The organism is Nonomuraea sp. NPDC049378 (assembly GCF_055586745.1).
In genome coordinates, this window is sequence record NZ_JBVJHP010000013.1 from 101,633 (window position 1) to 126,576 (window position 24,944).

Annotated in this window: 25 protein-coding genes; 11 read left to right on the forward strand and 14 right to left on the reverse strand. The window is 71.9% G+C overall.

What is annotated here, in order from left to right:
• Nucleotides 1–51 precede the first annotated feature (51 nt).
• Nucleotides 52–825 (reverse strand): hypothetical protein, encoded by a 774-nt coding sequence (locus tag ACZ6SA_RS27665; RefSeq protein WP_347645095.1) that lies wholly within the window; start codon nucleotides 823–825, stop codon nucleotides 52–54.
• A gap of 56 nt (nucleotides 826–881) precedes the next feature.
• Here ACZ6SA_RS27665 and ACZ6SA_RS27670 point away from each other — a divergent pair, with 56 nt between their 5' ends.
• From ACZ6SA_RS27670 to ACZ6SA_RS27700, 7 genes are all read left to right on the forward strand, one after another.
• Complete coding sequence (locus ACZ6SA_RS27670; RefSeq protein ID WP_132599621.1) at nucleotides 882–1,883, forward strand: AAA family ATPase; 1,002 nt, start codon at nucleotides 882–884, stop codon at nucleotides 1,881–1,883.
• A gap of 4 nt (nucleotides 1,884–1,887) precedes the next feature.
• Nucleotides 1,888–2,820 carry a DUF58 domain-containing protein gene (locus ACZ6SA_RS27675; RefSeq protein ID WP_347645094.1) on the forward strand — a complete coding sequence of 311 codons (933 nt, stop codon included), beginning with the start codon at nucleotides 1,888–1,890 and terminating at the stop codon, nucleotides 2,818–2,820.
• A 64-nt stretch (nucleotides 2,821–2,884) separates the two neighbouring features.
• Entirely contained in the window at nucleotides 2,885–3,832 is a 948-nt protein-coding gene (locus tag ACZ6SA_RS27680) for a VWA domain-containing protein (RefSeq protein WP_347645093.1), read from the forward strand.
• A gap of 11 nt (nucleotides 3,833–3,843) precedes the next feature.
• The gene (locus ACZ6SA_RS27685) at nucleotides 3,844–4,434 is read left to right on the forward strand and encodes a class I SAM-dependent methyltransferase (protein WP_347645092.1); all 591 of its coding nucleotides are present in this window, start codon (nucleotides 3,844–3,846) and stop codon (nucleotides 4,432–4,434) included.
• Nucleotides 4,431–4,970, forward strand: a complete 540-nt coding sequence (locus ACZ6SA_RS27690) for a TrmH family RNA methyltransferase (protein ID WP_347645091.1) — start codon at nucleotides 4,431–4,433, stop codon at nucleotides 4,968–4,970. Before ACZ6SA_RS27685 ends, ACZ6SA_RS27690 begins: the two co-directional genes overlap by 4 nt.
• Nucleotides 4,971–5,006: 36 nt before the next feature.
• A complete protein-coding gene (locus tag ACZ6SA_RS27695; RefSeq protein ID WP_347645089.1) occupies nucleotides 5,007–5,807 on the forward strand; it encodes a glycerophosphodiester phosphodiesterase family protein in 801 nt (266 codons plus the stop codon).
• Between the two features lie 47 nt (nucleotides 5,808–5,854).
• Complete coding sequence (locus tag ACZ6SA_RS27700; protein WP_465831334.1) at nucleotides 5,855–7,288, forward strand: MFS transporter; 1,434 nt, start codon at nucleotides 5,855–5,857, stop codon at nucleotides 7,286–7,288.
• Nucleotides 7,289–7,292: 4 nt separating this feature from the next.
• On the opposite strand, the gene ACZ6SA_RS27705 is transcribed toward ACZ6SA_RS27700, so the two are convergent.
• Nucleotides 7,293–7,799 carry a winged helix-turn-helix transcriptional regulator gene (locus tag ACZ6SA_RS27705; protein ID WP_465831336.1) on the reverse strand — a complete coding sequence of 169 codons (507 nt, stop codon included), beginning with the start codon at nucleotides 7,797–7,799 and terminating at the stop codon, nucleotides 7,293–7,295.
• A 33-nt stretch (nucleotides 7,800–7,832) separates the two neighbouring features.
• Between ACZ6SA_RS27705 and ACZ6SA_RS27710 the strand changes: the two genes are divergently transcribed.
• From ACZ6SA_RS27710 to ACZ6SA_RS27720, 3 genes are all read left to right on the forward strand, one after another.
• A complete protein-coding gene (locus ACZ6SA_RS27710) occupies nucleotides 7,833–8,342 on the forward strand; it encodes a nuclear transport factor 2 family protein (protein ID WP_465831338.1) in 510 nt (169 codons plus the stop codon).
• A gap of 94 nt (nucleotides 8,343–8,436) precedes the next feature.
• On the forward strand, nucleotides 8,437–9,063 hold the full coding sequence (locus ACZ6SA_RS27715; RefSeq protein ID WP_465831340.1) for a hypothetical protein: 627 nt from the start codon (nucleotides 8,437–8,439) through the stop codon (nucleotides 9,061–9,063).
• Nucleotides 9,064–9,266: 203 nt separating this feature from the next.
• A complete protein-coding gene (locus tag ACZ6SA_RS27720; protein ID WP_125637410.1) occupies nucleotides 9,267–9,611 on the forward strand; it encodes an RNA polymerase-binding protein RbpA in 345 nt (114 codons plus the stop codon).
• 57 nt (nucleotides 9,612–9,668) lie between these two features.
• On the opposite strand, the gene ACZ6SA_RS27725 is transcribed toward ACZ6SA_RS27720, so the two are convergent.
• The 12 genes from ACZ6SA_RS27725 to ACZ6SA_RS27780 form a co-directional block, all read right to left on the reverse strand.
• Complete coding sequence (locus tag ACZ6SA_RS27725) at nucleotides 9,669–10,172, reverse strand: FxsA family protein (protein WP_347645083.1); 504 nt, start codon at nucleotides 10,170–10,172, stop codon at nucleotides 9,669–9,671.
• Nucleotides 10,173–10,391: 219 nt separating this feature from the next.
• Nucleotides 10,392–11,141 (reverse strand): polyprenol monophosphomannose synthase, encoded by a 750-nt coding sequence (locus ACZ6SA_RS27730; protein WP_347645082.1) that lies wholly within the window; start codon nucleotides 11,139–11,141, stop codon nucleotides 10,392–10,394.
• Between the two features lies 1 nt (nucleotide 11,142).
• The gene (gene lnt, locus ACZ6SA_RS27735) at nucleotides 11,143–12,696 is read right to left on the reverse strand and encodes an apolipoprotein N-acyltransferase (protein ID WP_465831344.1); all 1,554 of its coding nucleotides are present in this window, start codon (nucleotides 12,694–12,696) and stop codon (nucleotides 11,143–11,145) included.
• Between the two features lie 857 nt (nucleotides 12,697–13,553).
• The gene (locus ACZ6SA_RS27740; protein ID WP_465831346.1) at nucleotides 13,554–15,746 is read right to left on the reverse strand and encodes a HelD family protein; all 2,193 of its coding nucleotides are present in this window, start codon (nucleotides 15,744–15,746) and stop codon (nucleotides 13,554–13,556) included.
• Nucleotides 15,747–16,095: 349 nt separating this feature from the next.
• Complete coding sequence (locus ACZ6SA_RS27745; RefSeq protein WP_465831348.1) at nucleotides 16,096–17,595, reverse strand: glycosyltransferase 87 family protein; 1,500 nt, start codon at nucleotides 17,593–17,595, stop codon at nucleotides 16,096–16,098.
• Nucleotides 17,596–17,720: 125 nt separating this feature from the next.
• Complete coding sequence (locus tag ACZ6SA_RS27750; protein WP_347645078.1) at nucleotides 17,721–18,191, reverse strand: Lrp/AsnC family transcriptional regulator; 471 nt, start codon at nucleotides 18,189–18,191, stop codon at nucleotides 17,721–17,723.
• 23 nt (nucleotides 18,192–18,214) lie between these two features.
• Nucleotides 18,215–18,808 (reverse strand): GTP-binding protein, encoded by a 594-nt coding sequence (locus ACZ6SA_RS27755; RefSeq protein ID WP_347645076.1) that lies wholly within the window; start codon nucleotides 18,806–18,808, stop codon nucleotides 18,215–18,217.
• A 258-nt stretch (nucleotides 18,809–19,066) separates the two neighbouring features.
• Nucleotides 19,067–19,891, reverse strand: coding sequence for a terpene synthase family protein (locus ACZ6SA_RS27760; RefSeq protein WP_465831351.1), 825 nt, complete (start codon nucleotides 19,889–19,891; stop codon nucleotides 19,067–19,069).
• 142 nt (nucleotides 19,892–20,033) lie between these two features.
• Entirely contained in the window at nucleotides 20,034–20,786 is a 753-nt protein-coding gene (locus ACZ6SA_RS27765) for a protein phosphatase 2C domain-containing protein (protein ID WP_347645073.1), read from the reverse strand.
• Nucleotides 20,787–20,813: 27 nt separating this feature from the next.
• Nucleotides 20,814–21,452 carry a hypothetical protein gene (locus tag ACZ6SA_RS27770; protein WP_443152618.1) on the reverse strand — a complete coding sequence of 213 codons (639 nt, stop codon included), beginning with the start codon at nucleotides 21,450–21,452 and terminating at the stop codon, nucleotides 20,814–20,816.
• Nucleotides 21,449–22,282 carry a hypothetical protein gene (locus tag ACZ6SA_RS27775; RefSeq protein WP_347645071.1) on the reverse strand — a complete coding sequence of 278 codons (834 nt, stop codon included), beginning with the start codon at nucleotides 22,280–22,282 and terminating at the stop codon, nucleotides 21,449–21,451. Before ACZ6SA_RS27775 ends, ACZ6SA_RS27770 begins: the two co-directional genes overlap by 4 nt.
• A gap of 159 nt (nucleotides 22,283–22,441) precedes the next feature.
• A complete protein-coding gene (locus ACZ6SA_RS27780; protein ID WP_465831354.1) occupies nucleotides 22,442–23,551 on the reverse strand; it encodes a M24 family metallopeptidase in 1,110 nt (369 codons plus the stop codon).
• A 146-nt stretch (nucleotides 23,552–23,697) separates the two neighbouring features.
• Here ACZ6SA_RS27780 and ACZ6SA_RS27785 point away from each other — a divergent pair, with 146 nt between their 5' ends.
• Nucleotides 23,698–24,918 carry a PP2C family protein-serine/threonine phosphatase gene (locus ACZ6SA_RS27785; RefSeq protein ID WP_465831356.1) on the forward strand — a complete coding sequence of 407 codons (1,221 nt, stop codon included), beginning with the start codon at nucleotides 23,698–23,700 and terminating at the stop codon, nucleotides 24,916–24,918.
• The last annotated feature ends 26 nt before the right edge of the window (nucleotides 24,919–24,944 follow it).

Genomic DNA, 24,944 nt, shown 5'->3' on the forward strand with positions numbered 1-24,944 from the left:
CCTAAAGTCTCACGTTACGTGAGGGTCAAACGCGTTACCGGTCCCGACGCGTCAGAGCTCCGGCTCTTCGCCGCTCTCGTCGCCCGGCGACTCTCCCGGGGTGCCCGGCCCGGTCCTGCTGGGCTCGGGTGACTGCGACGGCGAGGGCTGCGGTTCTGGAGTCTCCGGCGTCGGCGGCGGCGTCGGCACGAACACCGTCGGCGGCAGCTGCCTGGGCTGCGGCTCGCTGTCCTGCCGGCCGAGCACCAGCAGCAGGAGGATGGCCGTCACCAGGAGCAGCAGCAGCACCAGGGCCAGCGCGGCCATCAGCACCCGCTTGCGCGTCTCGGTCAGCGGCCTGCGCCGCCGGGTCAGCCGGGGCAGCGCCGGCGCGCGGTCGGTCAGCCAGTACGGTACGAAGTCCGGCCCGTGAGCCTCCCCGATGAGCGTCCCGCCCACCATCACCGGCTCCAGGAACCGTTCCGCCCCCGGCCGGCCAGGCGCGTACGGCACCGCCACCCACGGCGCCCGCCCGCCGTCCATGTCGAGCACCTCGGGGGCGCCCTCCAGCACCGCGGCCCGCGGCCGGCCCGCCCGCCCGAGCCATCCGCGCATCCCGGACGGCCGGCTCTCGCCCGCGTCCTTGATGGCCGTCACGAACCGGTCGCGCGCGGCGGCGTCGAGCGCGGCGCCTCTGGTGAGCACCGCCAGCGACACGGCGCGCCCGTCGGGCGCCTGGCCCAGGTACACGAAGCCGGCCGGCGCCGTCTGCAGGCGCGCCCGCACCAGGTAGGGCCCCAGCCGGGGTGGATCGCCGTACTGCAGGGGACTTGCCACGTTTGCCATGAAAGCACAGACGTGGCGTCGTGCGAGTTTGCGGCACGTTTGGTGGAATGGGGCTCATGAGCGTCGCCGAAGAGTTGCCGGGCGGAAACGACGCGGCACTGCTGCGTCAGAGTCTCGACGAGGTCCGGCGTGTCATCGTCGGACAGGACCACATGGTCGAAAGACTCATCGTGGCCCTGCTGGCCCGCGGGCACTGCCTGCTGGAAGGAGTCCCCGGCGTCGCCAAGACCCTCGCCGCGTCCACGCTGGCCACCGTCGTGGGCGGCACGTTCGCCCGCATCCAGTTCACCCCCGACCTCGTGCCGAGCGACATCATCGGCACCCGCGTCTTCCACCCCTCCAACGAGAAGTTCGACGTCGAGCTCGGTCCCGTGTTCGTCAACTTCCTCCTGGCCGACGAGATCAACCGCGCCCCCGCCAAGGTCCAGTCCGCGCTGCTGGAGGTCATGGCCGAGCGCCAGGTCACCCTGGCCGGCGTCACCCACCCGCTGCCCAAGCCGTTCATCGTGCTGGCCACCCAGAACCCCATCGAGTCCGAGGGCGTCTATCCCCTGCCCGAGGTGCAGCGCGACCGCTTCCTCTTCCGGGTGCGGGTGCCCCACCCCACCGCCCACGAGGAGCTGGAGATCCTGCACCGGATGAGCGTCACCCCGCCCGTCCCCGACCGGGTGCTCGACCCCGCCAAGCTGCTGACGCTGCAGAAGGCCGCCGAGGACGTCTCGGTCCACCAGCTCGTCGCCGACTACGTGGTACGCCTGGTCATGTCCACCCGCTCCCCCGGCGAGTACGGCCTCGACGAGCTGGCCGACACCATCGAGATCGGCGTCAGCCCCCGCGCCACGCTGGGCCTGGTCTCCGCCGGGCGGGCGCTGGCCCTGCTGCGGGGCCGCGACTACCTGCTGCCCGACGACGTGCGCGACGTGGCCGTGGACGTCATGTCGCACCGGCTGATGCTCACCTTCGACGCCCTGGCGGACGGCGTCGACCCCGAGCAGGTCGTCCGGCAGATCCTGCACGCCGTGCCCCCGCCCGTCGTCGTCTGGAACCAGAACCGGTGACCCGGTGAACACCGCCGAGCAGGCGCTGCGCCGGCTGGAGCTGACCGTCACCCGGCGGCTCGACGGGCTGCTGCACGGCGCGCACCAGGGGCTGCTGCCCGGCACCGGCAGCGAGGCCGGCGACAGCCGCGTCTACGTGCCCGGCGAGGACGACGTGCGCCGCATGGACTGGGCCGTCACCGCCCGCACCACCATCCCCCACGTACGCGACCTGATCGCCGATCGCGAGCTGGAGACGTGGGCGCTGGCCGACCTGTCGCCCAGCATGGACTTCGGCACCGCCGACACCGACAAGCGCGACCTGGTGGTGGCGGCGATCGGCGCGATCGGGTTCCTGTCCAGCAGGATGGGCGACCGGTTCGGCGCGCTGGTGATCCACGACGAGTACATTCACCGCATGCCCGCCCGCACCGGCCGGCCCGCCCTGTACGGGCTGCTCCACTCCCTCATGGACGCCCCCCGCGGCCGGATCGTGCCGGACCCGCCCGACCTGGCCGAGGGCATCGAGGTGCTGTCGGCCAGCCGCAGGCGGCGCGGTATGCGGCTGATCGTCTCCGACTTCCTCGACGCCCGCCCCGACCTCGACCCCGACGCCGAACGCCCGTGGGAGCGCCCCATCAGGCGTCTGGCGGCCCGCCACCAGGTGCTGGCCGTCGAGGTGATCGACCCGCGCGAGCTGGAGCTGCCCGACGTGGGCCGGGTCGCGTTCGCCGACCCCGAGACCGGGAACGTACGCGAAGTGCATCTTTCACCCAAAATTCGGCAAGCGTATGCCGAAGCGGCAGCCCAGCAACGCGAGGGCACCCGCCGGGCGCTGCGCCGTGCCGGCATCGCCCACCTCGTGCTGCGCACCGACCGCGACTGGGTGTTCGACGTGGCACAGTTCGTCCTGCGCCAGCGCCGCATGAGCCACCTGGCCCACCGGAGACCGGTGTGAGCGAGCGAAACGAGGAGACCATCACCGACGCTATCGTGGTCACAAGGCCCGGGAAGGAGGCCTGGTGAGCTTTCTCGCCCCTGCCTGGCTGTGGTTGTTCGTGCTGGTGCTGCTGCTGGTCGCCGGCTATGTCGTGGCGCAGTTCGCCCGCCGCCGCTACACCGTGCGCTTCACCAACCTGGCGCTGCTCAACCTCGTCGCCCCCGCCGGGCCAGGCTGGCGCCGGCACGTGGCGCCCGCGCTGTTCCTGGTCATGATGTCGCTCCTGGTCGTCGGGGCGGCGAAACCCGCCGGCGAGGTACGCGTGCCGCGCGACCGCGCCACCATCATGATCGCCCTCGACGTGTCGCTGTCGATGGACGCCGACGACGTCGACCCCGACAGGATCAGCGCCGCCAAGGCGGCCGCGCAGTCGTTCGCCAAGGAGCTGCCCGACCGCTTCAACGTCGGCGTGGTCTCCTTCGCCCGATCCGCCAACGTGGTCATCTCCCCCACCACCGACCACCAGGCCGTGATCACCGCCATCGGCAACCTCACCACCCGGCCGGGCACCGCGATCGGCGAGGCCGTCTTCAACTCCCTCGAGTCGGTGCGCTCGTTCGACCAGCAGGCCGCCACCGACCCGCCGCCGTCCGCCGTCGTGCTGCTGTCCGACGGCGACAACACCTCCGGCCGGTCGGTCAACGAGGCCATCGAGGCGGCCCAGCAGGCCGGCGTGCCGGTCTCCACGATCGCGTACGGCACCCAGGAGGGCACCGTCAACATCGACGGCAGGCCGGTGAACGTGCCGGTCAACAAGCAGACCCTGCAGTCGTTGTCCGACGGCACCAGCGGCCGCGCCTACACCGCCGAGTCCGGCTCCGAGCTGCGCGAGGTCTACGAGCAGATCGGCACCTCGCTCGGCTACAAGCTGGTCAACCAGGAGATCACCCAGTGGTTCATCGTGGCCGCCATCATGGCCGGGCTGCTGGTGGCGGGAGCGGCTGTGCTGTTCGGCACCAGGATCCCGTAACGTTCTGCCCCGTGGCCCACTACTTCTCCGACCAGCCGAAGAGCGCGAGCAGGCCGGGCTCGGTCGACCTGGTCCTGCCCGACCTGCACCTGCGGCTGGAGACCGACAGCGGCGTGTTCTCGCCCGAGCGGGTCGACCTCGGCACGCGCGTGCTGCTGGAGAGCGTCCCGCCGCCGCCGCAGGAGGGCGACCTGCTCGATCTGGGCTGCGGCTACGGCCCTGTCGCGCTGACCATGGCGTCGCGGGCGCCGCGGGCGACGGTGTGGGCCGTCGACGTGAACCGGCGGAGCCTGGAGCTGACCGCGCGCAATGCCGAGGCCGCCCGCCTTTACAAAGTAAGATCAGTGCATGCGGACGACGTGCCGGACGACGTGAGGTTCCGCGCCATCTGGTCCAATCCCGCGATCCGCATCGGCAAGCAGGCCCTGCACGACATGCTCACCAGGTGGCTGACCCGGCTGACGCCCGACGGTGTGGCCTACCTGGTCGTCCAGAAACACCTCGGCTCCGATTCCCTGCAGCGCTGGCTCGGCGAGCAGGGCTGGCAGGCCTCCCGCGAGGCCAGCCGAGCCGCCTACCGCATCCTGAAGGTGACCCGATGAGAAGGCAGTTGCGCCCCACCGACGTCAAGCGGCTCAACCGCACCTGGCGCAGGAACACCCACAACCGCCTCGGCCTGATCGTCGAGTCGGTCACCGGCCCGTTCAACATCGGCTCGATCTTCCGCAGCGCCGCCGCCTTCGGCGTCGACGAGATCTGGCTCGCCGGCAACGCGACCCCGCCGACCAATCCCAAGGCGGGCAAGACCGCGCTGGGCACCGAGCGGCTCGTCACCTGGCACGAGGCGATGCCGGCCACCGAGGCGGTCAAGGCCGCGCGCGAAGAGGGCTACACGGTGCTGGCCGTCGAACTGACCGCCGACGCCGTGCCCCTGCACCGGGCGGAGCTCGGCCGCGACGTGTGCCTGGTGGTCGGCAGCGAGGACCACGGCTGCTCCCCCGCCCTGCTCGACGCCGCCGACGGCGCCTGCTACATCCCCCAGGTCGGCCGGGTGGGCTCGTTCAACGTCGCGGTGGCCACGGCCATCGCCCTGGCCGAGGTTCGCCGCCAGGAATGGGAGAATCTCCCCGAATCGTAATCCGCGCCGTTCTCCCAGAAGGGCATACTTCAGGACGTGCTCAGCCGCCGTTTCGCCTTTCTCGACCACCCGGGCCCGCTGGCCTTCGCCCACCGCGGCGGAGCGGCGGAGAACGCGGAGAACTCCGCCGCCGCGTTCGAGCGGGCGGTCGGCCTCGGATACACCCATCTGGAGACCGACGCCCACGCCACCGCCGACGGCGTGCTGCTCGCCTTCCACGACCACACGCTCGACCGCGTGACCGACCGGCGGGGCCGCATCTCCGAGCTCCCCTACCGGGAGGTCAAGCGGGCCCGCATCGACGGCGTGCACGAGATCCCGCTGCTGGAAGACCTGCTGGGCACCTGGCCGGAGATCCGTTTCAACATCGACGTCAAGGAGCCGGCCGCCATCGCCCCGCTCGCCGCGGCGATCCGGCGCACCAACGCCTACGACCGGATCTGCCTGACCTCCTTCTCCGACGAGCGCCTGGCCCTGGCCAGGGCGGCGCTGGGCAGGGAGGTGTGCTCGGCGCTCGGCCCTCGTGGCGTCGCCGCGCTGCGTGCCGCCGCCGCGACCTCCGGCTACGGGCGGCTGCTCGCCCGCCTGTCCCGCGCCGGGGTGCCGTGCGCGCAGGTGCCGGCGGGCTTCCGCGGGCTGCGCGTCACGACCCGGGCGCTGGTCCGCACGGCGCACGCCATCGGCATGCAGGTGCACGTGTGGACCGTCAACGACACCGCCCGGATGGAGCACCTGCTCGACCTCGGCGTCGACGGCATCATGACCGACAACGTCACCGGCCTGCGCGACGTCCTCCAGCGTCGCGGCCAGTGGCACCCCGGCCGGCTGGCCGCCTGAGAGCGACGCACCCCCCCGCCCTGCCCTCATAGGAGCGACACGACACCATGCCCGCACCCCCACCCCCCGGGGCCCTCGACGACTCCCCCGCAGCCCGCCGGCGCGAGCAGCGCGGCTGGTACCTCTACGACTGGGCCAACTCCGCCTTCTACACCACGATCATCTCGGTCTTCCTCGGCCCTTACCTCATCCCGGTCGCCAAGACCGCCGCCTGCGCCCAGGACTTCCCCGGCATGGCCTCCGGCCAGTGCGTGACCGCCTTCGACGACCTGGTGATCGCCAACCCCGGGCTGGGATACGTCGACGTGCTCGGCGCCGACATCAGGCCGGCCGCGTTCTTCGGGCTGATCATGACGGTCGCGGTGCTGCTGCAGATCGTGTTCCTGCCCATCGTGGGCGCGCTGGCCGACCACACCGGCCGCAAGCGGGAGATGCTCGGCGGCTTCGCCTACGTCGGCGCGCTGGCCACCATGGGCCTGTACTTCGTCGAGGGCGACCGCTACATGCTCGGCGGCGTGCTGTTCGTCGTGGCCAACCTGGCCTACGGCTCCTCGGTCGTGGTCTACGACTCGTTCCTGCCGCAAATCTCCACCCCGGCCGAACGCGACACGGTCTCCTCGCGCGGCTGGGCCGTCGGCTATCTCGGCGGCGGCCTGCTGCTGGCCCTCAACCTGGTGCTCTACCTGCAGCACGAGAGCCTGGGGCTGGCCGAGGGCATGGCGGTGCGCATCAGCATGATGTCGGCCGGGCTGTGGTGGGCCATCTTCACCGTCGTCCCGCTGCTGCGGCTGCGCAACCGGCCGGTTCCCGCGCACGAGACCACGGCGCTGCGCTCGGCCGGAGGCAGCTTCCGCCAGCTCGGCCGCACGCTGGCCGAGATGCGCCGCTACCCGCTGACGCTGCTGTTCCTGGTGGCCTACCTCGTCTACAACGACGGCGTGCAGACGGTCATCGGCAACAGCGCGGCCTTCGCCTCCGAGGCTCTCAAGCTGGACAAGACCGTGCAGATCAGCGCGATCCTGATGGTGCAGTTCGTGGCGTTCTTCGGCGCGCTGCTGCTCGGGCGGCTGGCGGGCGTCTTCGGCACCAAGCGCACGGTGCTGGCCAGCCTGGTGGTGTGGACCGCGATCGTGGTGGTGGCCATGTTCGTCGGCGAGAGGCAGGCCCTGCAGTTCTACCTGATGGCGTTCGCGATCGCGATCGTGCTCGGCGGCACCCAGGCGCTGTCGCGCTCGCTGTTCTCGCAGGTGATCCCGAAGGGGCGCGAGGCCGAATACTTCAGCCTGCTGCAGATCAGCGACAAGGGCTCGGCGTTCATCGGCTCGCTGACGGTGACGGTGGCGCTGCAGCTCACCAACAGTTACCGCATCGCCATCGTCTCCATGATCATCTTTTTCGTGCTCGGTTTCGTGCTCCTGGCCCTGACCAACCTGCCCAAGGCCATCCGCGCCGCGGGCAACCAGGTGCCCGAGCGCATCTGAGCGCTCAGCCGGCGCCCCCTCCGGCGCCGCCGGAGATCCGAGTGCCGACGAGCATCGTGCCCGGCCCCTGGGACGCTCCAGGGCCGGGCACGGCCGTCACCGTGCCGGCCGTGACCTCCCCGCCGCAGTGCGGGCAGGTGACCACGGGCGTGAAACGTTCGCCGCAGGAGTGCACCAGCAGCGCCGGCGGGCCACCCGGCGGAGTGGACCAGCGATCTCCCCAGGCCATCAGGGTCGTCAGGGCGGGCACGATGTCACGGCCCGCCTCCGTGAGGACGTACTCGTGGCGCACCGGCCGCTCCTGGTAGGGACGCTTCTCCACCACCCCCGCCGCCACCAGGCGCTCCAGCCGGCCGGCCAGGAGGTTGCGGGAGACGCCCAGATCCTCCGCCAGATCGTCGAACCTGCGCAGCCCGAGAAACAGGTCACGCAGGATCAGCGGCGTCCATGGCTCGCCGACCACTCCGACGGCCTGGGCGATGGAGCAGTGCATCTCACCGAACCTGTTCATGGACCCAGGATAGTTGGTTGATAAAGTGAACCCATGTCAGTTCATATTCAGAACTCACCCGCCGCCGCCTATCGCCGGGCCGGCGAGGCACACGACCTCGACGCGCTCATGACCACGCTCGCCGCCGACGTGACCCTGCACTCCCCGCTCAGCGCCGGCGCCACCTTCGAGGGCAAGGAGCAGGTGGGCGAGCTGTTCTCCGTCGTGCTGAGCGTCCTGTCCGGCATGCGCTACCACAGCGACATCGGCGACGACCGGACCCGCGCGCTGACCGCCACCGCCCGCCTGGGAAGCCTGGAGGTCCACGAGGCCGCCATCGTCGAGGTGGACGGCGACGGGCTGGTCAGCGACATCACCCTGTTCGTCCGGCCGCTGCCCGCCTTGACCGCGCTGATGGGCGCGCTGGGCCCCGGCATGGCCCGCGCGTCCGGCCGGCCGGGTCTGGCGCTGCTCGTCGGCGCCGCCGTCAGGCCGCTGGCGGCGATGACCCGGCTGGGCGACAGGACGCTGGTGCCGCTGGTGACCCGGCGAGACAGAAGGTAGGCGATCTCATTCGAGAGCAGTGCTCTTGACATGGGCCGCATCAATAGAGAGCATTGCTCTCATGAAAGAGCGGCGCACATCTCAAGGAGCACCGATGTCTCCCAAGCCGGTCGCCGCGGCGTTCGCCGCGGCAGGGATCCTCTTCTTCCTCTATCCCGCGATCCGCCCCTCGGGCGACGATGCCGCGGCCATGGCCTCCTCCGCCTGGGTCGCCGGGCACTCCGCCGCGATGGCCGGGTTCGTCCTGCTCGGCCTGGCGGTGCTCGGGCTGCACCGGGTGCTGGGCGACCGGCTGTCGCTGCGGGCCGCGGCGGTGACCTGGGCGGGCGCGGGCCTGACACTCCCCTACTACGGCGCGGAGACGTTCGGGCTCAACGTGATCGCCCAGCGCTCCCTGCGCGACCAGGCGCCCGCGCTGACGGAGCTGGCGGCGGAGTTCAGGTTCGGGGCCGTCCCCGTCAGCATGTTCGCGGCCGGGCTCGTCCTGCTCGCCGCCGGCACCGTGATGGCCGCGGTGTCCGTCCGGCGGTCAGGAACGCTGCCCAGGTGGAGCGGGACGGTGCCGGCACTGGGTTTCGTGCTGTTCATCCCGCAGTTCTTCGGGCCGTACCCGCTGCGCATCGCGCATGGCGCCCTCATCATGGCCGGCGCGCTGTGGCTCGCGGCGGCGATCGTGAGCGGGCGCCGCGGGAAAGCGGTCACGGGCCGATCAACCGCCTGAAACGCGGTGCGTACGCGCTGAGCTGGCCCGGAACCCCCGAACCCCCCGGTCAGGAGACCCGCGGACGGGACCCGCAGGAAGAACCGAGGCCCCAAGCGCGATTGGATCACCCCTCGGGTGGGAATCCCATCACGGTACCAAGCGTTAGACACCGTGGGAGACAGACCCCCCACGCATGGGGGCCCTGTAGGAGGCATTTAAACATGGGCGAGCGCGCGCTTCGTGGCACCCGGCTCGGGGCAACCAGCTACGAGAACGACCGTAACACGGATCTGGCCCCACGCCAGGAGGTGTCCTACACCTGTCCTAAGGGGCATCGCTTCGAGGTTCCGCTTGCCGCCGAGGCTGAGATCCCCGCGACGTGGGAGTGCCGCATGTGCGGTGTGACCGCCGTTCGCGTGGACGGCGAGCAGCCGGAATCGAAGAAGACCAAACCGCCGCGGACACACTGGGACATGCTCCTGGAGCGGCGATCCATCGAAGATCTCGAGGAGGTGCTCAACGAGCGGCTCGCCGTGTTGCGAGCCCAGCGTCGTAAGAGCGCCTGATCTCCTCTCACGGTGAAACCCCCGGGCGGCGCCCGGGGGTTTTCTCGCGCGGGAACGTCAGGATTCGCGGTCTTCCCTGATCACCTCGCCGTGCACCACCCGGGCGCCCTTCGGCGCGCCCTCATCGGGAGAGGCGGCGCCGGGGAAGTCACCACCCGGCGGGAACATGCCGGCGTAGGGGGAGGCGGCGGCCATGCGCTTCACCCTGCGTTCGAAGAACGACGAGCCCAGGCGGCGCATCAGCGGCCGGGTCACCGGCAGGACGCACGCCAGCCCGAGAACGTCGGAGACGAAGCCCGGCACCAGCAGCAGCCCGCCGCCCACCAGGATCAGGCCGCTGTCGGCCAGCTCGCGCTCGGGCATGCGCCCGGTCTGCATCGACTCCTGAAGGACACGCCAGGCCCTGCGTCCCTCGCGGCGCATCAGCCAGGCCCCCAGCAGGCTGCCGCCGATGAGCAGGGCCACGGTCGCCGGCCCGCCGATCGCGGCCCCGACCTGGAACATCAGCCAGATCTCCAGGACGGGGAAGAGCAGGAAGGGCAGGAAGAGCAGGAGCCGCATCGTTTCCTCGTTTCCACACGCGCGTACAGCAGGAACAACGCGCGGCGCGGCCGAACCGTTCCGCCCGGCGGCGGATCGCGGACGGTCGGCGCGTTCCAGACGGCCCACGCCGCGCACACGGTGGTCCTGCCGGGGTCGTCGGGCTCGATCCGCCGCGAGGCGCCACCCGGACCAGGCGCGGCCATGCGCCGCCGCGTCCCGAGCTCGCGGATCCTCGCCCTAGCCGTGGCCTCGCCTGCCGCGCAGGCGTTTGGGCAGGCCCGTGACACCCCACAGCCCGATCCGCCACAACGCCTCGGACATGACCTTGCCGCTCATCTTGCTCTTGCCGACCGTACGCTCCACGAACGTGATCGGCACCTCGACCACCCGCAGCCCGTGCCGTGACGTACGCAGCGTCAGGTCGACCTGGAAGCAGTAGCCCTGCGACTCCACCCCCGCCAGCCCCACCTTGTCCAGCGTGGCCGAGCGGTAGGCGCGGAACCCGGCGGTCGCGTCGCGCACGGGCAGGCCGAGCATGACCCGCGTGTAGATGTTGGCGCCCTTGGACAACATCTCGCGCCGGTGCGGCCAGTTGACCACCTTGCCGCCGGGCACGTAGCGGGAGCCGATCGCCAGGTCGGCCCCGTCGGCCAGCGCCTCCAGCAGCTTGGGCAGCTCCTCCGGCTGGTGGGAGCCGTCGGCGTCCATCTCGACCAGCACGTCGTAGCCTTCGTCCAGGCCCCACCGGAACCCGGCGATGTACGCGGCGCCGAGGCCCTGCTTGCCGGGCCGGTGCAGGACGTGCACGTGGTCGTCGCCGGCGGCCAGCCCGTCGGCGATCTCGCCGGTGCCGTCAGGGCTGTTGTCGTCGGCCACGAGCACGTGGGCCACCGGCACCGCGGCCCGCAGCCGCTCGACGATCTTGGGAAGGTTGTCGCGCTCGTTGTATGTCGGCACGACGACGAGCACCCGGCCGAGAGTCTCCATGTCAGTCGTTCCTCATCCGGTCTTCTCGCCGCCTGCCACGCCACGCGACGACTCCGGCCGCCGCCGCTCCCATCATCATCAATGCCCACTCAGGAAACGCCCCCACCCTGGTTGCAAGCGTTTTCTCAGTGCGTACGGGCACCGTGACCACGTTCATGTCCGCGACCAGCTCGCGGGTCTGCCAGGAGACCTTACCGTCAGGCGTGACGAACGCGGAGATCCCCGTGGTGGCCGCGGTCACGACGGCCCTGTTGTGCTCCACCGCCCGCAGCTTCGACATCGCCAGCTGCTGCGGCGGCAGGTTGGACAGGGCGTAGCTGGCGTTGTTGGTCTGCACCACGAGAGGGGTGCCCCCGGCACGCACGGTCTCGCGCACGGTGCCGTCGTAGGCCACCTCGTAACAGTTGACCGCGCCGATCGTCACGGGCCCCATCCGCAGGTCGCCAGGCTTGTCGCCCGGCACCGACTGGCGGCCCACCAGGCCGGCCCGCTCCCACAGGGCCAGCACGATCTCCTTGAGCGGCGTGAACTCCCCGAACGGCACCAGGTGCTGCTTGTCGTAATAGTCGCCCGCGCCGGTCACCGGGTCCCACACGAGGCTGCGGGTGGCGCGGTGCTCGTCGCCGATCGCCACGACCGCGCCGACGAGCGTGGGAACCCCGACGTCCCGAACGGAGTCGTGGATGGTCTCCCGGGCGAACTGGTCGCGGTAGGGGTCGATGTCGGTGGAGTTCTCCGGCAGGACGACCAGGTCGGGCCTGGGGAGCTTGCCCTCGCGTACGGCCTGGGCCAGGCGCTTGGTCTCGTTCGCGTGGTTGCGCAGGACGACGGCGGGCTCGTCGCCGAGCACGTTCATGCCCCGGCCGGGCACGTTGCCCTGCACGATGCCGATGTTGACCGTACGGCCCTCGTCGCCGGGCCTCGGCACGGCCAGGCTCAGCACGGGCACGGCCAGGGCCAGCGCCACGGGAGCCGCCCTGCGCCAGAGCGCGCGCCCGCCGCGCGACAGGAAGGCGCGGGCCAGCAGGGCGCCGCACAACACGACGGCGAACGACACCAGCGGCACGCCGCCCAGCGCCGCGTAGGTCGTGAACAGCGACTCTCCCTGGCTGAAACCCACCCGCGCCCACGGGAACCCGCCGAAGGGCACCAGGCCGCGCAGCCACTCCATGGCCACCCACAGGCCGCCGAACCACACCGGCCAGCCCGGCAGGCGGAACACGAGCGCCGCCGCGGCGGCCATGGCGGCGTAGAAGAGGCTCTCCGCGCCGACGAGCATGAGCCAGACGTCGTCGCCGATCGTGCGCACCCACGCCACGCCGGGGAACAGGAACGCCGCGGCGCCCACGTAGCCGAGCCAGGCGGCCCTTCCGGGGCGGGTGCCGTGGAGGGAGGCGACGATCAAGGCGATGCCCAGCGGGGCCAGCCACCACCAGTCGAGCGGCGGGAAGGCGGCGAACAGCGCCAGCCCGCCGGCCACGGCCGCCGCGACCCTGGCCGCCAGCACGCGCCGCGGCTCGTGTCCCGGCCCGCCGGCGGCCTTGGGACCACGCACGTCCTGGCTCGCCTCGGACGCGGGCGCGGGCCCGGACCCGGCCGGGGACGGGGACGTCGGGTCAGGCCCGGACCCGGACACAGATCCAGGCTCGGACTCCGGCCCGGACCCGGACCCGGACACAGAACCAGGCTCGGAGGTGGGCGCGGGCTGGGACTTCGGCTCGGGTCCGGACCGCGACTCGGACGTGGGCTCGGGTCCGGGCAGGTCCGGTGCGGCGGCCGGGCCAGAGGGCGCCGCCGCCGCGGGCTGGGGCGACGCGGCGGCAGGGGCGTGACCACCGCCAGGGGTCGAGTCGCGCCCGGGTGTGGGCGGTAGGCTCGCTCTGTCCTGAACCACTCCGGGGTCTCCTCCGCCGTCATCGCACGCCTGCTTGCGAAAACGCTACCGTCCCACAGCCCCACTTCATGCAGCGCGGCGCGGGGAGATCGAAAAAAGGCGGGCGGTCGCGGCAGGGTGATCCCGCGGGTGACGGGACCACCCATGCGCACGGCGGTCCTGCGCACGAGAACGGGAAGAGGGCCCGGAAACCCTTCGGACCGGACCCGTCTCGTCGGCGGCGAGCGCGGAATTCCGTTGTCTACTGGGCTCCCGGGCCCGTCCCGGGTCCAACCCCCCGCCCGGTTGGGGTGCCCCGACTCGACGGACCGACGGCCCTGCACCTGGCTGTGTGGACGAAGTCACACTCCGTCACGGACGCAGGATCCGGCGATGTCAGAGACGGCCAACCGGCCAAGTCCCGTGCTGGACTGCGCAGCAAACTACCGACTCCACCTCAGATGTCAACCGTGTCCCGATCAGCAGAAACATCAAGTTTTCGCAGGTGGTACATGATCGGCGGCCCGCGGTAAAGCGGATCAAAGCCCTTTTGCGGGCGCCTGCGAGCGGCCGGGCAAGCCCCTCAGCGCCTCGGAGAGCGGCTGCTCGTGCACGACACCGAGCCGTTGCGTGGCACGGGTGAGAGCAACATACAGGTCGCTCGGCCCTCGTGGCGACTGGGCGGCGATGACGTCGGGCTCGGCCACGACGACCGAGTCGAACTCCAGCCCCTTCGCGTCCGTCACCCCCATCACGGCCACCGGCGCGTCGAGCGCCTCCGCGCCCTTCGCCCGGCCCGCACCCGGCGCCACCACCACGGTGCCGGCCACGGCCGCGGCGACCTCGGCGCCGAGCGTGCCGAGCAACCTGTCGGGCACCACCACGGCGACCTTGCCGCCCTCTCCCACCTCGGCCTTGACCAGCTCGGCCAGCGCGGAGAGCGGCGCGGACCAGGGTTGCACGCCCAGCTCGCGGACGGACACCGGGGCCTCGAGCGCGGAGTCGACGGTGGCCAGGACGCGCGCCGCGACCGCCATCAGCTCCACCGGCGTGCGGTAGTTGACGGTCAGCCGCTCCTGGCGCCAGCGCCCGGCCACGTACGGGTCGAGCACCTCCGCCCAGGAGCGCGCGCCGGCCACCGAGCCGGTCTGCGCGATGTCGCCGACGATCGTCATCGAACGCGTGGGGCAGCGCCGCATGACGGCCCGCCAGGCCATCGGCGAGAGTTCCTGGGCCTCGTCCACGATCACGTGCCCGTAGGCCCAGGTGCGGTCGGCGGCGGCGCGCTCGGCGGTGGTGAGGTGGGGGCCGTCGCCACGCTGGCGTTCGGCGAGGCGCTCGGCCTCCATGACGTCGGACAGGCCCGTCAGCTCCAGGACCTCGCGGGCGTAGGCGAGCTCGGCCTCGCGCTCGCTCTCCTCGGCCTGCCTGGCGGCGGCCAGCTCCTCCTCCGCCTGCATGGCGCTGGCGCGCAGCACCTGCTCGTCGATGTCGCCGAGCAGGTCGGCCGCCTCGTCGAGCAGCGGCACGTCGGACTCGGTCCACGCGCCGCCGTCCCGGCGCAGCAGCGCGCGCTCGCCGGGGGCGAGGGAGGAGGCCGCGTACTCCAGGCGCTCGGGCGAGCCGTACAGGCCGAGCAGGAGGCGCTGCGGGGTGAGGTACGGCCACAGCCGGTTGAGCGCGGACTTGACGACCGGCTCGGTGCGCAGCTCCTCGCGCATGTCGGCCAGGTCGTCCTCGTCGATGAGCCCCTTGCCGATCTTGCGGGCCTGCTGCCGGGCCAGCGCGTTGAGCAGCGACCTGACGAACACGGCCCGGGCCTGGTTGTGCGGGCGGCGCGAGCGGGTCGCCTTGTTCCTGGCCGCGTCGAGCATGGCGCGGTCGATGGTGAGGGTGAGGCGGCCGAGGGTGAGCTCGACGGGCCGGCGCGGCACCCGCTGCCGGTCGCGTACGGCCTTGGCGATCACCGCGGCCATCCGCGCGTCCCCCTTCAGCGCCGCCACCTCGGCCCGCTCGCGGGCGGTGGCGGTGACGCCGGGATAGAGCTCGCCGACCGTGGACAGCAGCACGTCGTTCTCGCCGAGCGAGGGCAGGACCTGCTCGATGTAGCGCAGGAACGTGAGGTTGGGCCCGAGGATGAGCACGCCCCTGCGCTCCAGCCGCTCCCTGTGCGTGTAGAGCAGGTACGCGGCGCGGTGCAGGGCCACCACGGTCTTGCCGGTCCCGGGGCCGCCCTGCACGACCAGGACCCCGTTCAGGTCGCCGCGGATGACGCGGTCCTGCTCGGACTGGATGGTGGCCACGATGTCGCGCATGCGGCCCGTGCGCCGCTCGTCCAGCGCGGCCAGCAGGGCCGCCTCGCCGTTGAGCGTGGCGCGGTCGTCGTCGGTGAGCGAGTCGAGGTCGAGCAGGTCGTCGTCGACGCCCACCACCGCGCGGCCCTTGGTCTGCAGGTGGCGGCGCCTGGTCACGCCCATCGGGGCGGCGGGTGTGGCGCGGTAGAACGGCTGTGCGACCGGCGCCCGCCAGTCGATCAGCAGGCGCTGCTGCTCGTCGTCGGTGAGGCCGAGCTTGCCGATGTAGAGGCGGCCCTCCTCGACGTGGTCGAGCCGGCCGAAGACCAGGCCGCGCTCGACCGCCCAGAGCCGGGCGAGCCTCACGGCGTACATCTCGGCGAACGTGTCGCGCTCCGACCTGTTCTGCATCGTGCCGACGGCGCCGCTGGCGAGCACCTCCTTCAGCTGTCGCTGGGTGCGCTCGCGCAGCTCGTCGAGACGGTCGTAGAGGCGGGTGACGTACGCCTGCTCTCTGGCGCGTTCCGTTTGACGCGTTACCGCCTGACCATTAATGTGGTTAATGGGACACTCCGGGCCATTCTGCTTGTTGTTACGACAAACGATGACATTAGCACGCCTGATGCGGCACTCCCATCGCTTCGTCCCGTTCACTGCAACTCTCGGATTATCGGTGATCCGCCGCGTAGCGGATATCCGGACCCGCGCCCGGTCATCCATAGCAGGTGCGGCAGGCGCGCTCCCCACACGACACACACGGCGGAAGCCTGGTGTGCCCGGGCGCCCGCTACTGACGGCCCCGGTGGGCGCCGCGGGCCGGGCCCACCGGGGCCGTGCGTGACCTGCGGAGAACGGCGCCCGCCAGGACCGCCGCGCCGGCGGCGGCGTAGGCGGGCGTGCCGACCTCCGGGGCGAGGTAGGCCACCGCGCCCGCCAGGGGGACGCCGAGCCACTCCCAGCGGCCGTCCAGGGCCACCAGGGCGACGATGAGCAGCGCGTACCACGGATATCCGGGGGTCAGCAGCAGGAACGCCGTGCCGGTGACCGCCAGCGCGCCCCGCCACGGCCGGTCCGGGTCGCCGCGCGTGACGACGTGGAACGTCACCGCCGCCATGACGAGGACAACGGCGGGCACGGCCCAGGAGTCGGGCAGCACCAGCCGCAGCAGCCCGTAGCGGCCGCGCGCCCCGGCCTCGCCGTAACCCTCCTCGGCCACGTACCCGGACAGGTAGCCCAGCACCGAACCCCGCGACACCAGGACGTAGGGCAGGTAGGCGGCGGCCACGACGAGAACGGCGAGCGCCGTCGTCCACACGGCCCGCCGTGCCGCCCGGCCGCTCGACGGCGCACCGGACAGCGCACCCGGCAGCACCACGGCAGGCACCAGCTTGACCGCGATCGCCCCGCCGAGCAGCGCCCCCCGCAAGGAAGGCCCCGCCCGCCCGCCGAGGGCGAGCACCACGGCGGCGACGGCGAGCATGTCGACGTGGGCGTTGTTCACCGCCTCCATGGGAACGGCCGGGCACCACGCCCAGCACGCGGCCCGCCGCGCATCGTTCCCGCGCAGCAGGACCAGCAGCGTGCCCGCGGCCAGCAGCGCACCGGCGACCTGGAGCGGCTTGTGCCGGGCGTCGCCGGGCGACAGCCGGTCCACCACCATGAAGTACGCCTCCGCCAGCGGCGGGTAGATCGTGTGCGCGGACGGCCTGTTGATCCTCGTGCACGCGTCCCCTTCGATCGGGTAGAAGTGCCCCTCCGAGCAGCGGGGGAACAGCCACGGGTCCCGGAGCGAGGCGAGGGCGGGGTCGGCCGGGGCGTGGTCGTAGGGCGAGATGCCGGCCGACTGGACGCGGCCGTCCCAGGCGTAGCGGAAGGAGTCGGTGCTGGTCGCCGGAGGCCCGAGCAGCCCGGTGGCGATCACGGCCAGGCCGCCCGCCAGCACCAGCCTTCCCGCCGCCGGGCCCGGCACGCCGCGCGACGCCCACACCGCGGCTCCGAACAACACCCACGTGATCGCGTACCACCCCACCAGGATGCTGCCGGGGGGCGCTTGGAAGATCCCGGCCAGCACGGCCGCCTGGAGGGCGAGCAGCGCGGCGACGGCCGGGCCCCGCCACTTCCCGCCCGGACCACCACGCCGCTCACCACCACGCGGCGCAACCCCACGCGACGGCCCGCCGTGTGGCGCCCCGACGCGCGGAGGGTCGGCGCGCGGAGGGTCCGCCGCGCGGCGACGGGGGCCCCGCCGTCCGGACTCCCCCATCGCCCGCCTCGCCTTCCCCGCCACGCCCGCGGCGTCTCCCCTGACAGGGACACGTCCACATCATCGGCCACGCTCCCCCGGAAGGCGCCGATCTCCGGCTCCCCTGGCGTGCCTCGCGAGGACCTCAGCGATCCTCCGGCGGGACGGGGTCAGCCGGTGCGTTCCGCCGGGGCTTCGCCGGCCAGTTCGGGGGCGCGGTGCTCGTAGGGGGTGCTCAGCACGACCGTGGTGCGGGTCGAGACGTTGGCCGAGGCCCGGATCTGCTGCAGCAGGTCTTCGAGCGCCACCGGCGAGGCCACGCGGACCTTCAGGATGTAGCTTTCGTCACCCGCCACGCTGTGGCACGCCTCGATGGCCGTCAGGTGCGCCAGCCGGTCCGGGGCGTCGTCGGGGGCGGCGGGGTCGATGGGCTTGATCGACACGAACGCGGTCATCGGCAGCCCGACGGCGTCGTGATCGATGATCGCTGCGTATCCGCGGACGACTCCTCGCTTCTCGAGCCTGCGTACGCGCTGGTGCACGGCCGAGACCGAGAGCCCGGTCTCCCTGGCCAGATCGGTGAAGCTCATGCGGCCGTCGCGGGCCAGCAGCGTGACGATCCGGCGGTCGATTTCCTCCACCGGTCAAAGGTAGCCGGTCATGGTCACGACATGGTCCCGACCGGGGTGACGCCCCTGCGGATGGCGTGCTCCATCAGCGTGATGAGCACCTCCCTGCCGGAGTCGCGCCTGCGGGCGTCGCAGAGCACGATCGGGATGTCCGGCTCCAGGCCGATCGCCGAGCGCACCTCTCCGACGGTGAAGGGCCTGCTGCCGTCGAAGCAGTTGAGCGCCACGACGAACGGCTGGTCGCGCTTCTCGAAATAGTCGACGGAGGGGAAGCAGTCGTCGAGGCGGCGGGTGTCGGCCAGCACCACGGCGCCGAGCGCGCCCACGGCCAGCTCGTCCCAGACGAACCAGAACCGTTCCTGGCCGGGGGTGCCGAACAGGTAGAGCATGTAGTCGTTGCGGATCGTGATGCGGCCGAAGTCCATGGCCACGGTGGTGGTGAGCTTGCGCTCGACGCCCGCGAGGTCGTCGATGTGCGCCCCGATATGGGTGAGCGCCTCTTCCGTGCGCAGGGGCCGGGTCTCGGACACGGCTCCGACCATGGTGGTCTTTCCCGCGCCGAAGCCCCCGGCGATCAGAATCTTGATCGCCGTGGGAAGCCGCCAACGGTCAGTGTGACCGAATTCCATCCAGCACCGCCTGTACCTCTCCCGCGCATGCACAACCCCGCCCCTGTGGTGCCGTGGTCAGTGGTACCTGTCAAGGCGCGTTGAGGAGGTCGATCCACATGCCTGGCATCGAGACACCCTAGCAACGCCACATTTTCCTCTCAAGCCGCAAGCTTTTACAAGAAACAAAATGTCACGGTTTGTTGCCTATAACACCCTTATTCGCCGATACTGCCGGGCCGGTGTCAAGCTCGCCTGTCAAGGAATCCGACAAGTCTTTTACGCTGTCCGGTCGAAGTCCGAAATTCCGTTGATGCCGGCGGTGAAGCCGATCTGTCGTCGCAGGTAGGTGGCGGTACGCGGGCTGCGCTCGCGTACCGGCTCGATGAGGTCCGCGGCCTCGCGTGCCAGCCCGGCCATCGCCTCCCTCACCTCGGTGCTGCTGACGCCGAGCGACAACACGTTCAGGTCGCCCCAGCTCACGTCCTTGCGGTAGGAGGTGACGTCGCCGAGCAGGTGCAGGTAGCGCTGGACCAGCCTGCTGACGTCCCGCAGGTCCTCCAGGTGCGCCCTGGCCCAGCGGTCGGCGGTGTAGATCCAGTGCGACAGGTCGACGAAGCACGAGCCGCGGCTGTCGGCGTTGTCGAGGTAGCGCTCCAGCGTCGGCACGGCGTTCCTGTCGCGCCACACCCACGCCCTGACCATGCACGCCAGCATCCTGGCGAGCTGGTCGCGCCAGAGCCACCGCAGCTCGCCGAACTCCCCGGCCGTGGCCAGTTCGTCCCGCAGGTCGGCGAGGAAACGGGTGGCCGCCGACCGGGGCACCGCTCCGTCGGCGACGGACAGGCACTCGCGGACCACGCGGCCGGCCTGCTCACGGGTGATCGCGGTGTGGTTGACCAGCCGGTCGACGGCCATCACCCACAACGCGGCCCTGTTGGCCACCTTAAGGCGGTCGGCGCTGGCCCAGGGCGCGCTGAAGGCCATGGTGAGGGTGAGGGCGTCGTAACACCCCGCGTCGAAGGCCGCCGCGCGGAACAGCCCGCTGTACATCTCCGCGCACCGTCGCAGGTCCGGCTCTGTGCTGTTACCGAATTGTTTCATGATCGCGCGCGTGCGATCAAGGTATCAGCAGCGTGACCGATCAGCCCGCTCCGATATCTGCGGGCGACACTCCCCTGGCCGGCCCCAGCCCGGCGGAGGACCCCCGGGGCGCCCTCCGCCCTGGGCGAAGACCCGGGCAGGTCTAGCCGTCCAGGCGTCCCCAGGCCACGGTGGCGTCGTCGTGCGGCTTGCCCGACACCGGCCCGCGGGCCGACTCCAGCTCCCGCACGGCCGCGATCAGCGCGGCGGGCCCCCTGTCGGCCAGCGCCGCCGGCACGTCCGACCAGCTCCATCCGTACCAGTCGACGAGCCGCGCCACCCCGTCGGTGAGCACGGCCGCCCCGGTGGCGGCCACCGCGCCGCACACGCTCTCCCTGGCCGCCTCGGGGCGCGCGCCCGCCACCCAGAAGCCGCCGGGCGCGTTGCGCGTCCGCCGCACCAGCTCCAGCGAGTACGGCCGCCCGCCAGGCAACCGCTCCAGCCGGTCGTCGACCACCGCCATGACCCCGCCATCGGCCAGGGAGCACACGACCGGCGAATCCCCCAGCACGAGGTAGTCGACCCGCCCCCGATCCGCCCGCACCATCGCCACCGTCGAGGACGGCGAATCGGGGTTGCCCAGGTCGCAGCCACCGCCGTGGGCCGCCGTCAGCTCCTCGATGGAGGCTTCCAGGATCGCGGCCAGCGCGTCGCCCTGGCCGGTGGCCAGCCGCGCCGCCAGCGCTCCCCCGAGCCGCGCCACGAGCCACGGGACGTCGTGCGCGCACCCGCTGTCCACCCCGGCCGCCGCGGTGGCCCCGTCGAGCACGACGATCCACGACGGCCCGGCGATCACCAGGTCCTCGTTCCTGCGCGGGGAACCGGCGCTGGTGGCGTACGTGACCTCAGAGAACATGGCAGCGACTGTGCCACACCCGCCCGGTCAGCGGGCGGACGGCACGCGCCGGCGCTCCTCGCCGGGGGCGGCGCCGCCCACCGGCCGGGCCCGGATCTCTCTGAGTTCGGCCCGGCTGTCGCGGATGCCGGTGATCAGCACGTACGCGACCAGCAGCAGCCCGAGGCAGAGGGCGTCGGCCGCCCACCAGGGGATCTCGGCGAGCAGCAGGTAGCCGTCGCGGTCGCTCAGCTCCCTGATCACCACCGTGACCACGGCGATCACCACGGTCACCAGTAACCAGGTGCGCAGCCGGGGCAGGCTGCCCTTGCTCCACAGCCGGAGCCGCCAGTTCATGAACACGGCGAGCACGCCGAGCAGCGCGCAGAACCCGATCAGCCACCAGGGCAGGGCGAAGGCGGTCTGGTCGGCGATCTGCTGCTGCGTGGTGCGCAGCTCCGCCTCGGCCTTGCGCTGGGCCGCCACGGCCGCGTCGAGCTCGCGTTCGAGCTGGGCCACGGTCTTCTGCTGCCGCTGGGGCGGCGTGGCGTCCTCCGTCGGCAACATCCGCGCCACGACGGTCAGCATGATCGCGATGAACGACAGCGCGAGCACGATGGCCATGAACAGGTCGATGAAGCGCAGGTCGAGCGGCGGCGCGAACGAGGTGGAGGGCCGCTTCCTCACGGCTCCCTCACCAGGGTGTACTTCTGCGGGCGGGTCTCGGCCGCGCTCATCCGCTCGACGGCGGTGCGCAGCGCGTCAAGGCCCTTGACCAGCTCTTCGGTCCTGCCCCTCGTCTGGGCCATCTCCTGCCGGGACTGGGCCAGCTCCTGCGTGAGGCCGTGCATGGCGGGAGCCGCCTGCTTGGCGGGCAGGCGCGCGATGTAGATGAGGAACACGTCGTCGGCGGCCACCACGCTGGCCCGCTCGGACCGCTCGACCAGCGCCATCGCGCCGAACGCGACCACGCTCAGGAACAGCGCGATCAGGGTGACGCCGAACGCCGAGGCCAGCTCGGGCAGCACGTGCTGCTTCAGCGCGTCGATCAGCACGCTGGGGTCGCCCTGGTCGTCCAGGGCGTTGGAGAACGAGGTGACCATTCCGGCCATGGTCAGGGCGGTGCCGATGAACCCGAAGACGGGCAGCGCCCAGATGAGCGCGTGGTCGAGATGGTGCTTGTTGGCCATCTCGCTGTCGTCGAGCGCGGAGCGGGCGCTCAGCACCGCCTCGCAGTCGTTGCCCGCCTCGGCCGCCTCCCTGAACAGGCGCAGCCGGCGCCCCACCAGGGTGTCGTCACCGGGCTTCACCGCCTGCACGTTCGCCACCGCCCGCGCCGTCGCGGCGCTCTCCCGCCGGATGTCGGGCACGGCCCTGACGATCCGGAGAACGGCGGTGAGGAACACCGCGATGATGAGCGTGACCACGAACGCCGCGCCCGCCGGCGCCGTCGTCGCGCCCACGAATGTCAGCAGCGCTCCCACCGCCCCCGACACCAGCAACAGCATCGAGACCATCAGGCTCACCGCCGGCGCGAACGCCGAATGACACCAGCCGTACCTTGACACCCTTCAACTCCACTCCGGCACACAACAAGTCAAAGGAATACCTAAGCACACGTAAAGGAGTCGTAGAGTCACGACTGGCGACCGATTCGCGGGAATCCGGACCGTCGTTCAGACGATCACCAGGTCACGCGGGGTGGTGTTCAGCCGTTCCCCGCCGTTTTCGGTGCAGACCACGATGTCCTCGATCCTGGCGCCGTGCCGCCCCCGCAGGTAGATGCCCGGCTCGACCGAGAACGCGAACCCGGGCTCCATCACCTCGCCGTTGCCGGCGACGATGTAGGGCTCCTCGTGCGTCTCGATGCCGATGCCGTGGCCGGTGCGGTGGATGAAGGCCTCGCCGTAGCCCGCCCCGGCGATCAGGTCGCGGGCCGCGGCGTCGATCGACTCGCAGGGCACCCCCGGCCGCACCGCCGCGCAGGCCGCGTCCTGGGCCCGGCGCAGCACCTCGTAGTAGGCGGCGAAATCGGCGGGCGGCTCGCCCACGCTGTAGGTGCGCGTGGAGTCGGAGCAGTAGCCGTTGTGCAGCTGGCCGCCGATGTCGACCACGACCGGCTCCCCGGCCCCGATCACCCGGTCGGAGACGTCGTGGTGCGGGCTGGCGGCGTTGGGGCCCGAGGCCACGATGACGAAGTCGACGGTCGCGTGCCCGGAGGCCAGGATCGCCTCGGCGATGTCGCGCCCCACCTCGCGCTCGGTGCGCCCGGCCCGCAGGAACTCCGGCACCTGCCGGTGCACCGAGTCGATGGCCTGACCCGCCTCGCGCAGCGCCGCCACCTCGGCCGGCGACTTGCGCATGCGAAGCTCCCGCAGCACGCTCCCGGCCAGCATCTGCTCGGCGTCCGGCAGCACCTCGCGGAAACGCAGCGACGACATGGCCCACATGCGGTCGGCCAGGCCCACCCTGGCCACCCGGCCCAGGCGCGCGGCCACGACCGCGTAGGGGTCGTCGGTCTCGTCCCACGCCACGAACTCCAGCCCCAGCCGCGCGGCGGGCGACGCCTCGGCGGCCGGCAGCTCCAGCCTGGGCACCATCATGAAGGCCTCGCCGGAGGCGGGCACCACCAGGCACGTCAGCCGCTCCAGCGGCTTGGCGTCGTAGCCGCTGACGTAGCGCAGGTCGGGACCGGGAGTGAGGAGCAGGGCGTCGAGACCGCTCTTGGCGGTGGCCTCGTGAACGGCGGCAAGGCGGGAGGTGGGATAAAGATCTGAGGACGTCACAGGCCCAAATCTACTCCTGACGGCGCCTCCTAAAATCCGCGAAAAGCTCTCACGACACCGGAAGACGTCGCTACACTCCGCCCCACGTCGCTCACGTAATGTGAGGCCAATTGTCCAGTTCCACTGCGCTTTGAGAGTGAGACCCCATGGTCGACGTCATAGGCGCCGCCGGGCTGCTCGGGCACGGGAGCGACGCCGAGCTGCTGGCCGTACGACTGGCGCACGCCCAGCGGCTGGGCAACATGGGCTGGGCGGAGTGGCACCCGCACACCGGCGAGACCATCTGGTCCGACCAGGTCTACGTGATCTTCGGGCGGGACCCCGCCCTGGGCCCGATCCCGCTGCCCGAGCTGGCCGAGCTCGTCGAACCCGCCGACATGGGCGCGCTCGACCGCCTGCTGTGGTCGGTCGTGCGCGGCTCCGAACCGGTGCAGGCCGAGTTCCGCATCCGCCGCGGAACGGGCTCCGGCGAGCTGCGCGACCTGCGGGTCGTCCTCGAGCCGCTGACCATGCCCGGCGGCCCTATGGGCATGCACGGCGTCATCCAGGACATCACCGGCCGCCGCCGCGCCGAACGCATGGTCTCCGAATCGCGCCGGCAGCTCCTCGAATCCCGCGAGCAGGCCGCCGAGGAACGCCACGTCATGCTCGCGATGCGCGACGCCGTCCTGCCCGGCCCCGCCGGACGCCTCGACCTGCCGCACGCCAGGATCGCCGTACGCTACGTGCCGGCGGAGAAGAGCGCCAACCTGGGCGGCGACTGGTTCGAGGCCGCTCACGCGCCCGACGGCCGGCTGCTGCTGGCCGTCGGCGACGTCTCCGGCCACGGCCTGCCCGCCATCGCGCGCATGGCCCAGCTCCGCCACGCCCTCGTCGCCCTCGCCATGACCGGCCGGCCCGCCCACCGCCTGCTGGCCTGGCTCAACGAGCTGGTCATGCACCAGGTGAAGGACACCACCGCCACCGCGATCGTCGGCCACCTCGACCCCGGCACGCGCGTGCTCACCTGGAGCCAGGCGGGCAACCTGGCGCCCGTCCTGGTGCGCGACGGCGTGGCGAGCCGGCTCGCCCAGCCCCGCGGTGTGCTGCTCGGCGCCGGCTGGCCGGGCCCGTACGAGCCGGCGACCACCCGGCTGCTGCCCGGCGACCTGCTGCTGATGTTCACCGACGGGCTGGTCGAGCGGCGCACCCGCGACATCGACGTCGGCCTCGACCTGGTCATGGCCGCCGCCCGCGACGTGTCCGTCCGCGACCTGGAGTCGGGTCTCGACCGCCTGCTGGCCGACATCGGCGGCCCCAACCCCGAGGACGACGCGTGCCTGCTCGCCGTCGGCGTGCCCGCGTGCGAGGAGGAGCGGTCCGGGTGAGCGGCGAGAGTGCGACGATAGAGGCG

Bases quoted from the DNA above. Each gene is read 5' to 3' on its own strand.
- ACZ6SA_RS27700 (WP_465831334.1), top strand. From the start codon at position 5,855: ATGCCCGCACCCCCACCCCCCGGGGCCCTCGACGACTCCCCCGCAGCC.
- ACZ6SA_RS27670 (WP_132599621.1), top strand. From the start codon at position 882: ATGAGCGTCGCCGAAGAGTTGCCGGGCGGAAACGACGCGGCACTGCTG.
- ACZ6SA_RS27690 (WP_347645091.1), top strand. From the start codon at position 4,431: ATGAGAAGGCAGTTGCGCCCCACCGACGTCAAGCGGCTCAACCGCACC.
- ACZ6SA_RS27785 (WP_465831356.1), top strand. From the start codon at position 23,698: ATGGTCGACGTCATAGGCGCCGCCGGGCTGCTCGGGCACGGGAGCGAC.
- ACZ6SA_RS27705 (WP_465831336.1), bottom strand. From the start codon at position 7,799: ATGAACAGGTTCGGTGAGATGCACTGCTCCATCGCCCAGGCCGTCGGA.
- ACZ6SA_RS27665 (WP_347645095.1), bottom strand. From the start codon at position 825: ATGGCAAACGTGGCAAGTCCCCTGCAGTACGGCGATCCACCCCGGCTG.
- ACZ6SA_RS27760 (WP_465831351.1), bottom strand. From the start codon at position 19,891: ATGAAACAATTCGGTAACAGCACAGAGCCGGACCTGCGACGGTGCGCG.
- ACZ6SA_RS27730 (WP_347645082.1), bottom strand. From the start codon at position 11,141: ATGGAGACTCTCGGCCGGGTGCTCGTCGTCGTGCCGACATACAACGAG.
- ACZ6SA_RS27720 (WP_125637410.1), top strand. From the start codon at position 9,267: ATGGGCGAGCGCGCGCTTCGTGGCACCCGGCTCGGGGCAACCAGCTAC.
- ACZ6SA_RS27725 (WP_347645083.1), bottom strand. From the start codon at position 10,172: ATGCGGCTCCTGCTCTTCCTGCCCTTCCTGCTCTTCCCCGTCCTGGAG.
- ACZ6SA_RS27765 (WP_347645073.1), bottom strand. From the start codon at position 20,786: ATGTTCTCTGAGGTCACGTACGCCACCAGCGCCGGTTCCCCGCGCAGG.
- ACZ6SA_RS27715 (WP_465831340.1), top strand. From the start codon at position 8,437: ATGTCTCCCAAGCCGGTCGCCGCGGCGTTCGCCGCGGCAGGGATCCTC.
- ACZ6SA_RS27755 (WP_347645076.1), bottom strand. From the start codon at position 18,808: ATGGAATTCGGTCACACTGACCGTTGGCGGCTTCCCACGGCGATCAAG.
- ACZ6SA_RS27775 (WP_347645071.1), bottom strand. From the start codon at position 22,282: ATGGTCTCGATGCTGTTGCTGGTGTCGGGGGCGGTGGGAGCGCTGCTG.
- ACZ6SA_RS27710 (WP_465831338.1), top strand. From the start codon at position 7,833: ATGTCAGTTCATATTCAGAACTCACCCGCCGCCGCCTATCGCCGGGCC.